Annotated in this window: 10 protein-coding genes; 6 read left to right on the top strand and 4 right to left on the bottom strand. The window is 59.2% G+C overall.

What is annotated here, in order from left to right; translation table 11 throughout:
- Positions 1–292 precede the first annotated feature (292 nt).
- Positions 293–1,006 carry a transglycosylase SLT domain-containing protein gene (locus tag K1X75_01795; protein MBX7056769.1) on the top strand — a complete coding sequence of 238 codons (714 nt, stop codon included), beginning with the start codon at positions 293–295 and terminating at the stop codon, positions 1,004–1,006.
- 9 nt (positions 1,007–1,015) lie between these two features.
- On the opposite strand, the gene K1X75_01800 is transcribed toward K1X75_01795, so the two are convergent.
- The gene (locus tag K1X75_01800; GenBank protein ID MBX7056770.1) at positions 1,016–1,918 is read right to left on the bottom strand and encodes a hypothetical protein; all 903 of its coding nucleotides are present in this window, start codon (positions 1,916–1,918) and stop codon (positions 1,016–1,018) included.
- 85 nt (positions 1,919–2,003) lie between these two features.
- Here K1X75_01800 and K1X75_01805 point away from each other — a divergent pair, with 85 nt between their 5' ends.
- The 5 genes from K1X75_01805 (at position 2,004) to K1X75_01825 (ending at position 8,064) form a co-directional block, all read left to right on the top strand.
- The gene (locus K1X75_01805; protein MBX7056771.1) at positions 2,004–2,804 is read left to right on the top strand and encodes a prolipoprotein diacylglyceryl transferase; all 801 of its coding nucleotides are present in this window, start codon (positions 2,004–2,006) and stop codon (positions 2,802–2,804) included.
- Positions 2,805–2,893: 89 nt separating this feature from the next.
- Positions 2,894–5,626 carry a DUF1554 domain-containing protein gene (locus tag K1X75_01810; protein MBX7056772.1) on the top strand — a complete coding sequence of 911 codons (2,733 nt, stop codon included), beginning with the start codon at positions 2,894–2,896 and terminating at the stop codon, positions 5,624–5,626.
- Positions 5,627–5,694: 68 nt separating this feature from the next.
- Complete coding sequence (locus tag K1X75_01815) at positions 5,695–6,159, top strand: flagellar basal body-associated FliL family protein (protein ID MBX7056773.1); 465 nt, start codon at positions 5,695–5,697, stop codon at positions 6,157–6,159.
- A gap of 21 nt (positions 6,160–6,180) precedes the next feature.
- Entirely contained in the window at positions 6,181–6,627 is a 447-nt protein-coding gene (locus K1X75_01820; GenBank protein ID MBX7056774.1) for a hypothetical protein, read from the top strand.
- A gap of 6 nt (positions 6,628–6,633) precedes the next feature.
- On the top strand, positions 6,634–8,064 hold the full coding sequence (locus K1X75_01825; protein ID MBX7056775.1) for a radical SAM protein: 1,431 nt from the start codon (positions 6,634–6,636) through the stop codon (positions 8,062–8,064).
- A 19-nt stretch (positions 8,065–8,083) separates the two neighbouring features.
- Here K1X75_01825 and K1X75_01830 read toward each other — a convergent pair whose 3' ends face one another.
- The 3 genes from K1X75_01830 to K1X75_01840 form a co-directional block, all read right to left on the bottom strand.
- Entirely contained in the window at positions 8,084–8,431 is a 348-nt protein-coding gene (locus K1X75_01830) for a P-II family nitrogen regulator (protein ID MBX7056776.1), read from the bottom strand.
- A 21-nt stretch (positions 8,432–8,452) separates the two neighbouring features.
- Positions 8,453–9,793: an ammonium transporter gene (locus tag K1X75_01835; protein MBX7056777.1), complete on the bottom strand. Its 1,341-nt coding sequence runs from the start codon at positions 9,791–9,793 to the stop codon at positions 8,453–8,455.
- Positions 9,794–9,874: 81 nt separating this feature from the next.
- Complete coding sequence (locus tag K1X75_01840; protein ID MBX7056778.1) at positions 9,875–11,704, bottom strand: ATP-binding protein; 1,830 nt, start codon at positions 11,702–11,704, stop codon at positions 9,875–9,877.
- Between the last annotated feature and the right edge of the window lie 141 nt (positions 11,705–11,845).

Raw genomic sequence — 11,845 nt, forward strand, 5'->3', positions numbered from 1 at the left:
CGCCCCGCCGCTTGCGCCGATGCATGTTGGCGAGGCAGTGGATCTGATTGGGCGTACCGTTCATGTGCGCCGCCGTTCGGAGTTCGAATCGCGTCTGCGACACTTGAGCGACGAAATCGGCGGCGATATTCATCTGGCATACGTCGAAGGCACCGTATCAACGGAGGAGTTGATTCGTCGCGTCCACAAGGGCGAAATCGAGCTAACCGTAGCCGATGAACCGACAGCGCTGATCAATCGCGCCTACTACAGCAACATCGACGTCGCCACGGCCATCAGCTTTCCCCAGCGCATCGCCTGGATTACTCCGCGTAGCAGTCCGGCGCTGCAGGCTCGCGTGAATGAATGGATCAAGAAGATCAAGGGCGACGGGCGGCTCGCTTCGCTCTATGCGCGTTACTACCGCAATCCTCGCTTTTTTGCCGAACGTGTTGATAGCGAGTACTCGTCGACCTCGGGAGGCAAGCTCTCGATTTTTGATGATCGCATCAAGGCGGTGGCCGCCGACCTGCACTGGGACTGGCGCTTGCTGGCGGCGCTGGTCTACCAGGAATCGCGCTTCAATCCAAACGCCCGCTCCTGGGCTGGCGCCTCCGGTTTGATGCAACTGATGCCGGCCACGGCGCGCGCCCATGGCGTCTCCAACCTCGCTGACCCGGAGCAGAATCTGCGCGGCGGCGCCCGTTTTCTCAGAGTTCTGGAGCAGCGCTTTGAATTCATTCCCGAGAAAAAGGAACGATTGAAGTTTGTTCTCGCCTCCTACAATGCCGGGGCCGGCCACGTGGAAGACGCACAGTTGCTGGCGCGACAGTTTGGTCGCGATCCCAATCGCTGGGAACATCATGTAGACGAAATGATGCTGCGTCTGGCCGATCCGGCCTACTACAACAGTTACGGTCTGCGCAGCGGCTACTGCCGCGGCGAGGAGCCCTACAACTACGTACGCGAGATTCTCGACCGCTATGAGCAATATCGCAAACTCATTCCAGAGCGCGATTCAGGCTGAAGCTGCGCCTCAAGCGGGCTTCTTCTTACGCGGGCTCGGCGCGCGAGCTTTTTCGATTTTCCTTTCCACGCTGCGCACCAGTTCCTTGCCGTCCTGTTCTACGCGGCGCGCAAGGTCAGCACGTTCGCCGCGATAGATTTCAAAGCAAAGGGCCCAGAGGGTTCCGCCCACAGCGCCAGCTACCACGCTCCAGACAAAGCCCAGATAGAGCGTCGCGGTTAGAAAGACCTGGTCCAGCGAAAAGGGATCCAGCCAGAGCACTGTTGCCAGCGGTAGCCAGCCCAGTCCCAGCGCCGCCATGCCCATCAAGATGAAGGCCAGGGTCTTCAGCGTTCGCCCGCTGGTCAGCAAGTAGGATTGTTTCAGTGCAGCGCGAAGGTTGAGGCGTTCTTCCAGAATATAAGCCGGCGCAAATACCATCCGCGCCAGCAGCCACAGAAAAAGCGCAAAACCCAGGGCCAGGCGCAGCTGCATAATCGCGCCCTTGAGCGCTGGCAGATCCTCCCAGTCCAATGCCGCCTGAAACAATGTGAGGTAGGTAAGGTAGTAGCAGAAGACCCATAGCAGCAGCCAGAGATAGGCGCGCCAGCCGAAGATCGTCAGACGCAGCCGAAAGCGTTCGTGCCGCGCCAGCTGAAGAAACATCCGCGCCAGAAGGCCAAGGGCCAGCGCCGTTACCGGCAGCGCCAGCAGGGTCAAGAGCACCTCCTGCGAATAGCGTTCGTACGCCAGTTGCAGAGTTGCCTGCAGGCTCAGAAAATAGGCGCCTGCTACCACGAGACCCATGGCCGCCGCGGCGCTCAGGGCGTAGCCAGAGTTGCCCAGCAAGATACGCCACGCCTCAATTACATAGTTGAAGAGAACGCGCGGCGGCAGCGGGAAACTCTCCAGATGAAATCGCCAGGAGCGCATCGGAGAATCAGGCGCTGCCAGTCGGGAGCCGTCAATCGGATTGCGCAGGGCATGTGGCCTTAGCCTGTTGCCAGGCGGAGGCCAGATGGAGCAAAGCGTAGCTCATTTTCCGGTGATGCTGGGCCTGGGCCCGTTGCGCGTTCATCCGCACTTCCTCTTTGAGATGCTGGCCTATCTGCTGGGCTTTCGCTACTACCTGAGCCTGCGTCGTAAGACTGTGGATGCGGTTGATCCGCAGGTGCGGCTCTGGACTCTGGTGGGCGCCGCATCGGGCGCACTACTGGGTTCGCGCCTGCTGGCGGCGCTTGAGCATCTGGATTGGTTCTCTTTTTCCTGGCATTCGCTGTGGCTGTTGTACTCCACCAAGACCATCGTCGGCGGATTGCTGGGGGGCTGGATCGGCGTCGAACTCTGCAAGCGCTGGATTGGCGAGCGGCGTTCAACTGGAGATATCTACGTGCGGCCGCTGATAGCGGCGATAGCCATCGGTCGCGTGGGATGCTTTCTGACTGGCGTAAGCGATGCCACAACTGGCCTGCCAACCGATTCGATCTTTGGCCTTGATCAAGGCGACGGCCTGCGCCGTCATCCGGCGGCGCTTTATGAAATCCTGTTTTTGGCCGCGCTCTGGCTGTGCTTTGTTGCTCTGGAGCATCCATCGATCGGCAACATCGCCGACGCCTGGCCTGCTGGCCGTCGCTTCCAGTACTTTCTGTTCGCCTATCTCAGCTTTCGATTGCTGATCGATTTCTTGAAGCCGCGTTATGAGCTTGCTCTGGGTCTGAGCGCCATTCAATGGGCGTCGCTGGCCGGGCTGCTTTACTATTCTGGCTTCTGGCTTGCTCGAAGTTTGCAGCCGCCAACTGGTAAATTAACCCAAAACTAACCTTTTCACTTTGCAAACTGCTTCATGGCGCGGAGGGCGCTTGCGTCTTATGACTGCAGAGATCCGCGTTCCGGCGCCGGGGAGTGTTGATGTTTGAGCTGTGGGAAGGAGCTGCCAGGAGCAGGCAGCGCAAGAGCATTGTATTTGCTGTAACGAGCCTCGCTGTGGGCGCCCTGGTCGCTTGCAGCTCGCCTGAGGGCGGCGCCGATCGCTTGCTTTTTGGCGCCACCATTACCGACAACATCTCGCCTGCCGTCAGTTGCGCCTCGGAGATTGCCGTTACGCCGACGATGGTTGATTTAATTGAGGACGGCGACGTCAATCGCTCCTACAATACGGTTGATCCCTACTTTACTGACGCCGATACCGACGGCGGCGTGGCCTGGGGCCTGCGCTCCTCCGAATTTTGTATTTATCCGATGCTGGCCTTCACCGGCACGGTGACTGTTCCAATCAGCACCAATGGCAGCCTGGCCGGCCGAACAAGTATTGCCTCAACCTTTCCCGTTGCCTCCAATCCGCTGCCCGCCTCTTTGAGTTTCACCGGCGACGGCGTGACTGGCCACGGCACGGCTGCGCGGCAGTGTTTTCGCGTTACACGCGTGGACGACGGCATTCGCAATCCGGTAGAGTCGGCGCTGGTTGTCTCGCTGGGGGCGATCACCAGCGGCGATGACAATGCCGTCTATACCGGCAAAAATCCCTGTGATGTGAATATTTCGATGGAAGACGACGAGGGCCCCGGCGTCCGCGTTTCCAACATTTCACGCATCATGGAAGAACCGGGCGGAACTGGCTTTTCTAACGCCAGCTTTTCGGTGCGGCTGCGCACGGCGCCCACATCCAATGTAACCATTCCGATCAACGATATCTACGATGCTACCAATGCCGGCCATCGCGAGGGAACAGCGGGTCCAGCGTCCCTGACCTTCACCAATGCCAATTTTGCAACGCCACAAGCCGTAACCATCAATTCCGCGGATGACCTGGAGGTGGACGGCACCAAAACCTATACAGTTGAAGTACAAACGACCAGCAGCGCCGACTCCCAGTACAACGGCATCAAGCCGCGCAATGTGGTAGTAATCAATAATGACAAGAGCGTCCCCGGCTACACCTACACGCTGTGGGATACAAGCACCGGCAATGCCACGGGCAGCGTCACCGGCTTTGCCACCGACGAGCAGAATAACTTTGGAACCAACTACAGCAGCTTCCGTATCAAGTTGCGCAGCAAGCCATCGTCCAACGTGACGCTGAACTTTGCCACCTCGAAGGCAAGCGTCAGCACCATTCAAACGCCGACGCTGACCTTTACGCCCTCGAACTGGAATGTCGACCAGTGGGTGTTGGTCAACGGCAAGTCGGACAGCGCCAACGGCGGTAATCAGGACTATGACGTCAGTTTCACCGTGACCACCACCGATCCCACCTACACGGTAGAGGCGCGGCCCTCTTTCCGCATACGCTCCTGCGACAATGACGTGGCTAACCTGATTCAGCCCTGTAACTTCTCCGGTTCGCCGATGGGCACGGCTGGCGAGCGGCTGAGCGGAGCTGAGCCTTCAGCGACCAACTATATCTGGCTGATTACACAGGCCAGTCCGGGATCGGCAGTTACTGTGCCGCTGAGCAGCACAGATACCACCGAGGGTACTGTTCCGGCCAGCGTGACGATTGATAGCTCGAACTACAATACGATGGGCGCCAACGCCAACCGCATCGCCCTCACGCACGTTGACGATACGCTGCTTGATGGCCCGGTAAACTGGACAGTGACCACTGGACTTTCCGGCGGCGGCCTCAGTTTTGATCCGCTCGATGTTTTTGCAACGACCACCGACAACGAACAGTACTACTATATCGATGTCTCCGGCAGCACTAACGAAAGCGACACGGTCACGGCTACCATTTCCATCTGCCTGGGCGCTACCAACGCCGACAACGTGCAGATCAATGCGGCCTGCAGCGGCGATGAGTGCGGCTCGGTATCGCCGGCCAACGTGACCTTTACGCCGGGTCAGGTGATCACTGCCGGTACGCCCAGCAATGCGGCCTGTGCCAGCGATCCCAATCGCCTGACCTTCACCGTGCATGGCGCCGATGATGCCTTTGCCGACGGCACGCAGACTTTTACTGTGAATCTTTCTTTGACCACGACAGATTCGACTTACAGCGGACATCCGCCGTCTAACCAGACAATCAGCAATGCCGATAACGAAAGTCCAGGCAAGGCGGTCTTTGTGCCCGGCATTTCCTTTGTGGGCGAGATGACTGCCGCCGGCGTTGGCGGGGCCGATAACTACTGCACCACCAACAAGCCCGCGTATGCTCCGGCTGGAACCTACAAGGCGCTGATTGTCAGCGATAGCGCTACCAACCGACGGATGGCCACCACCACCGGTACGGACGCCACCGGTCAGGTAGGCTGGGTGCTGACGCCCAACTATTACTACTACCGATGCACCGGCTCAGGAACCAGTTGTGATGATGAGCACCAGCACTTGTTCATCGCCAATTCAGCTGGACTGATCCCCTTCCCAATGAGCCGTGATTTTACCGGTAATGCTGCCGATCAATTCTGGACTGGCATGAATGTCAACATGACCGCCGCCACGCAGACGATGACGCCGGCCAAGGTTGACGTCTCCGATCCAGACTACCGCGACAATTGTGCTGGCTGGACCTACCAGAACGGGCCAACCAATCCCTTCCCGGCCTACTACGGCCAGACCTGGCAGAGTGACGGCTCCTCAGGTGTGAACAGCAATACTAATGTTGCCTGTACCACTTCTCGGAAGTTGATCTGCGTGCAACAGTAAGCGGCGGCCGCTGAGGGCCGTCCGCTTGCACTTGACGCTCAGAGCGCCGACAATGCAGCTAGGCGCCGATGAACCTGAGGCGCATGGTGCTGATAGCGGCGATAGCCGCAGCGGCTTTGATAGCCTTGCTTCTGTTTGGGCCGCTGGCGGCGTACTGGACTGCTTTGCAGATCAGCCGTCAACAGTATGCCCATCTCGACGATCTGTCCCAGCCAGCGCCTCCTCCTCCTCTGGATCGTCTGCCGCTGGGCGAAACGCTGCGCATTCCCCTGGCTGACGGCGCCCACGCCATTCAAACCCAGGTGCAGCTGGGCTATGCTCCCAACGCGCCGGCATTCAAGGCCGAGTTACAAAGGCGCATCCCGCAGATGCGCAACATCATTGTGCTGATCATAAGCAGTAAACGAGTGGAGCAGGTCCAGGGCGTCGAACAGCGTCTAGAGTTGCAGACCGAAATCAAAGCCAGCCTGAATCATATCCTTGAGCGCGGCCAGATTGAGGATGTCTGGCTACAGAATTTTCTCATGTTGTAGATCCGTTGGCGGAGCGAATCGATGAGCGATCAGAACCCATTTGAAAGCGCAAAGACATCCGCTTTGCCTCCGGCTGCGGCGGAGAAGCGCTCGCAAAATGCGCGCATACTCCTATGGAACTTTGGACTGCTGCTCTCCTGGCCGTTGCTGTTTCACTTTGTGCTGCTTGGCGGCGGCTATGCGATCGGTCAGGCGCTCAATCCCCACTTCCTGCAGGATGGCGGCATCTTCGAGGGCCCGATGGTCGGAGCAGTCTACTTTCTGGCGCTGGCCCCGGCCCTTGCGTCGCTGGGCCAGGCAATCTGGAATGTGCTGCGCTATGTGCGCAGCGTACGCGCCGCCGATGGCGAAACGCGTCCCATGTATCTGCTCAGCGCAGCAATCATTCTGGTCGTTGGCGCGCCGGTTTGCGCGGGAAGCGGTCTGGCCGGGTTCTTGCTCATCTACAGTATCAGTTCCAATCAATAACTACGGATGCCGACGCGCAGTTACACCTACTACGATTTTACGCTCAGTCTCTGCGCCAGCTGCTTGCGTCGGGTCGATGCGAAAATCATTATCGAAGAGGGCGGCGTCTTCATGCTCAAACGTTGTCCACAGCACGGACCGGAGCGCGTCCTCCTCTCAACGGACGCCGAATACTATCGATTGTGCCGTGATGTTCGCAAGCCAGGTGAAACGCCGCTGCAATTCAATACTAACACGCATTATGGCTGCCCCTATGACTGCGGACTCTGTCCGGACCACGAACAGCATTCCTGTCTGACAGTCTTAGAGGTCACCGATCGCTGCAATCTCAGTTGCCCGCTCTGCTACAGCGCCTCCAGCCCGCGCGCCGGAAGGCATCGCAGCCTGGCTGAAATCGACGCCATGCTTGATGGCATCGAAGCCAACGAAGGCCGCGCTGATGTTGTGCAGATCTCCGGCGGCGAGCCGACGATGCATCCGCATTTCTTTGAGATCCTGCGACGCGCCAGGCGACGTTCCATCCGCCATTTGATGCTGAATACCAACGGCCTGCGCATCGCCCGGCGTCGCGATTTTGCCCGGCAACTGGCGGAATTTCAGCCTGGATTCGAAGTCTATCTTCAATTTGACTCGCTGGAGAGCGACGCGCTGCGCCGCTTGCGGGGCCTGGACCTCGCCGATCTGCGACGCGCTGCCATCGATCGACTGAATGAAGCCGATTTGAGTACAACGCTGGTCGTTGCGCTGCAGCGCGGCGTAAATTTGCACCAGATTGGCGAGATCCTGGAATTTGCGCGTCAGCAACCCTGCGTGCGCGGCGTCACGTTTCAACCGGTTCAGTTTGCCGGCCGTGTTCCGGCTGATCTTGATGGCGCAGCGCAACGCCTGACCCTCGCCGAAGTACGCCAGGAAATCCTGAAGCAGTCTTCCATTTTCAGCCCCGCGGACCTCATTCCTACGCCTTGCAATCCCGATTCTCTGGCGATGGCCTACGCGCTTAAGATGGACCAGCATTTATTGCCGCTTTCACGCTTTGCCGATCCCCGGTCGCTTTTTGCTCAGGCCGGCGCCACCATCGTCTTTGAACAGAATGAAGCGTTGCGCGAAAATGCGCTGAAAGAAATGCGCGAGCTGGCCGGGCGCGTATTCAGTCTGGGCGCCAGCGCCGAAGGCGCCGCCGGCGATTTGAACCAGCTGCTCTGCTGCTTGCCCGCGATTCGCGCCCCAGGACTCAGCTACAAGAATATCTTTCGCGTCATCATCATGCAGTTTCTGGATGCACACAGCTTCGATGTGCGCGCCGTCAAGCGCTCCTGCGTGCACATGATACAGCCCGATGGCCGCATGATTCCCTTCGATACCTTCAATCTGCTTTACCGCGATGCGCTCGCCGCGCAGAGGCTGGCGCCGCTGCGCGAACTGGCTAGCCAGGCTTGAATAGCCCCGTCAGCTGCTGCTAGATTGCATCATGGCTGGCCACGCCGTCGCTGATCCGGATGCACTGCTCCAGCGGAACGACGAAGATTTTTCCGTCGCCCACCTGGCCGCCATCATCGCCGCGCGCCCCGGCCATGATGCCGTCGATGGCAGTCTGCACAAAGCTATCGTTTACTGCGATCTGGATCTCGATTTTGTTTATTAGAGTGGAGTCAAGTTCCTGTCCGCGGAAAATCTTGACCTGACCCTTCTGACGACCATAGCCGCTGGCATCCAGCACGGTCAGCCGATGGATCTCTCGTTTCTGCAACTCTCGTTTGACCGCTTCCAGACGATGCGGTTGAATCAAAGCAATGATCAATTTCATAGTCGCTTCCTCCGGCAAAGATCAGCGGAAGGTGAAGCTGACTTCGCCATGCTGGGTCAGATCCAATCCAAGGGTTTCCTCTTTCTTGCTGACGCGCAGACCGATGGTTCGATCGACCAGAAAGCCAAGAATCAGAGTGCCAACGGCGCAAAAGAGGACCGCCACGCCCGCGCCCTGCAATTGCAGCAGGAATTGCGTGGCATCGCCGCCGGTGAAAAGTCCGAGGTGCGCCGTACCAACGCTGGCAAACAAGCCGGTGCAGAGTGCGCCGGTGAGTCCGCCCATTCCATGCACGCCAAAGACGTCCAGTGAATCGTCGTAGCCAAGTATGCTTTTCAAATAGACGGAGAGATAGCAGATCAGGGCGGCAATGGCGCCGATCAAGATCGCACTGGCAACGCTGACATGTCCGGCCGCGGGCGTGATGGCCACCAGCCCGGCCACCATGCCCGAGGCGAGGCCCAGACCGGTAGGTTTTCCGCGATGCATCCATTCGGCGGCCATCCAGATCAACGCGGCCATTGCCGCGGCAACCTGCGTGGTGGTGAAGGCAAGTCCAGCGCGCAGCATGAAGTCGTCAGCCGATGCAATAGCGCTGCCCGCGTTGAAGCCAAACCAGCCAACCCAGAGCAGGGCGGCGCCAAGCAGCGTTTGGAAGAGCGAACCGGGTCGGATGGCGTCCTCCGGATAGCCGATGCGCTTCTTCAAGAAAACCAGCGCCAGCGCCAGCGCGGATATTCCGGCCGAGATATGAACGACAGTGCCGCCGGCAAAGTCCAGGACGCCAGCCTTGAACAGCCATCCGTCGCTGGCCCATACCATGTGCGCCAGAGGATTGTAGATCAGAATGGCCCAGAGCAATGCAAAGACCATGAAACCGGAGAACTTCACTCGTTCCACGATCGCTCCGGTGATCAGCGCTGGCGTAATGATGGCAAACTTTCCCTGAAACATAACGAACAGCAGCTCCGGTACGCCGCTGGGATGCACGCGGTCCCATGGAATGTTGCCCAGGGCAAAGCCGCCGGAACTCCAGCCCAGCAATCCGGCGTGAGATTGGCCGAAGGCCATATTGTAGCCGACCAGCACCCACTCCACGCCAATCACCGCGATACAGGCCAGGCTCAAGATAATGGTGTTCAGCATATTTTTTTGACGCACCATGCCGCCGTAGAAGAGCGCCAGGCCCGGCGCCATCAAGAGCACAAAAGCCGAAGAGACCAGCATCCACGCCGTTCGACCGGAGTCGATATGCGCCGCAGCATCGCCAGGCGGCGGAGACTGCAGCGCCGCGCCGGTCTCTGGCAAAGCGCTCTGCGCTGCCAGAGGCAATGCAAAGCATAGAGCAGCTGCTCCTGCCATCAGGGCCGGCAGCAGGCCAAATCCTTTTCTTCCGTACATTCCTTCCCCCTTCAATTTGCAGCCTTACTGCGTCTGACCGGCTCAGGCCGGAGTTGCTGCGGCAAAGCGTTTCAGCAAAAATACCCTGTTTCCGCGTTCATTGTAGCGCATGATATCAAATACCTGCCGACTCATGACGATGCCGCGGCCATGGCTGTGGCTTGCAGCGTTCAGCAGATCCAGTTCGGCCTGCAGCGCCGCACGGTGGTCGAAGCCGGCGCCTTCGTCGGCAATAATGTAAGCTGCATGACGTTGCGTAAGGCTGTAGTAGACTCGCACGCGACGCTGCCGAAAACGCTGATCCTGCTGGCGCTCGTTCATAAAATGAAAGTACTCGCCGGCGCGAATTGCCTCGCTCTTTTCGTGGAAGGTGATGCCAAGATTGCCGTGTTCAATGGCGTTCAGAATCATTTCGCGAACGCCAAAGCGAACCGCATTGGTTTCATCCGCATCCAGGTAGTGCTGCAGGTTCTCGGTGATTCGTTGGCCGACTTGTTCGCCAATAGTCAGATAGTTTCCAAACTCATAGTACTTACGCTCCGCCCGCACGTAGCGCAGCAGATTGTCTTCGAGGATTGTCGAAGCGCGAGCAAATAGCAGCGGTCCGTCCTGCTGAGCGTCGATCCGTTCGACTCGAAACTGCAGCTCCACGGGCTCCTGATGACGCGTCGCCAGCGCCACGCTGAAACTCGATACGCCGCCTGGTCCGCAGGCCTCCCGCAGCTTCTCACGCAGCAATTCGACGCCAATGGTCGCGGCGCTGGCGGCTCGCTGGTGAACCAGATCAGCCAGCGGGCGACCCAGGACATCATCGCGGCGGCAGCCCAGCAGCTCCTCAATTGCAATGTTGACGCTCAGGATGTCGCCCTGAGGCGTCAGCGAAAGGATTAGCTCGCGAGCGTCTTCGACCAGGTGACGGTATTTGATTTCGGAGTGGATCGCAGCGAGACGCGCCTGATTGAGCTCCTCATTGCTTCTGGCCAGTTCAAGATTCAACGCTCTGGCGGCATCAAGCATTTCACTCAAACGCTGGCTGTGGCGTCGGCCGTAGCGCGGCGCAAGAACCGCAAACAGCGCCAGACTGATCAAGACCTGCACGCCGAGCATGAACAGCAGCGGCGGCAAGGTCAGGGAAAGGGCCGATTGTCGCGGCCGGGCCAGCGCCTTCAAGTCCTGAGCGGGCCAGGCCAGGCCCTGCAGCGCCAGCACCGTCTCCTCGCCATCTGGTCGGTTGCCAAGGCGCAGCGTAACCGGTATGACCTCTTCGGCCTTGCGCATGAATCGCTCCAGATCGTAGGCCACCAGCTCCACGCCCGGCGTCATCGGCGCGCCGTTGATGCGACACAGCGCCGAGGCTGAAAGCAAGTACCAGCGGCCGTCGCTTAACTGCGCCACCAGGTGGCTGTCGCCAGCCTGCATGCTTCGCGTAGCAAATAGATGCCTCGCCAGCGGGTCCGGCAATCGCAGTTGCTGGCGGTCGCTGCCGCGCAGCTCTACAGCCGGACCGCCGGGGTCCAGGTAAACCGCAAAATAATCAAATTCACTGCTGAGCGTGAGGTCTTCCTCAAAGAGCGCGCGCATCTCGGCGAGGCGGCCGGCCAGCGCCAGACGCCAGGGTTCATCCCACCAGGCGTAGCCGGTTAGCTTGCTATGATGGATTGCAAGGCGCTGGTGTACATAGTTGTCCCACGCGCTGCGATAGTCCTGACTGCGCTCTGTCTCAATGCGCTGCAGAAAGAAGCCGGCAAATACCAGGCCGGCTGGCGCCTCCACGGCGAAGAGCACGGCCAGATAGATGAGAATGCTGCGACTGAAATCGCGATTCTTCTGATAACTCTGAATCGACTGACTGAGGTCTACAGAAGGGGGCACGTCCGCAGTGCAAAGTCCGTTGCCAGAAAGACAATAGAAAAGCGTAAACGCCCTGGCTCATTTCCAGCAGATTTGCTTTTTTTCGGCGCACAGCGACGGGGGCTGGACAGCGCTCTACCCGGCCTTCCTGCTGGCCGGGGC

The organism is Leptospirales bacterium, from assembly GCA_019694655.1.
GTDB lineage: Bacteria > Spirochaetota > Leptospiria > Leptospirales > Leptonemataceae > SSF53.

Bases quoted from the DNA above. Each gene is read 5' to 3' on its own strand.
- K1X75_01800 (MBX7056770.1), bottom strand. From the start codon at position 1,918: ATGCGCTCCTGGCGATTTCATCTGGAGAGTTTCCCGCTGCCGCCGCGC.
- K1X75_01805 (MBX7056771.1), top strand. From the start codon at position 2,004: ATGGAGCAAAGCGTAGCTCATTTTCCGGTGATGCTGGGCCTGGGCCCG.
- K1X75_01810 (MBX7056772.1), top strand. From the start codon at position 2,894: ATGTTTGAGCTGTGGGAAGGAGCTGCCAGGAGCAGGCAGCGCAAGAGC.
- K1X75_01815 (MBX7056773.1), top strand. From the start codon at position 5,695: ATGAACCTGAGGCGCATGGTGCTGATAGCGGCGATAGCCGCAGCGGCT.
- K1X75_01820 (MBX7056774.1), top strand. From the start codon at position 6,181: ATGAGCGATCAGAACCCATTTGAAAGCGCAAAGACATCCGCTTTGCCT.
- K1X75_01825 (MBX7056775.1), top strand. From the start codon at position 6,634: ATGCCGACGCGCAGTTACACCTACTACGATTTTACGCTCAGTCTCTGC.
- K1X75_01830 (MBX7056776.1), bottom strand. From the start codon at position 8,431: ATGAAATTGATCATTGCTTTGATTCAACCGCATCGTCTGGAAGCGGTC.
- K1X75_01835 (MBX7056777.1), bottom strand. From the start codon at position 9,793: ATGGCAGGAGCAGCTGCTCTATGCTTTGCATTGCCTCTGGCAGCGCAG.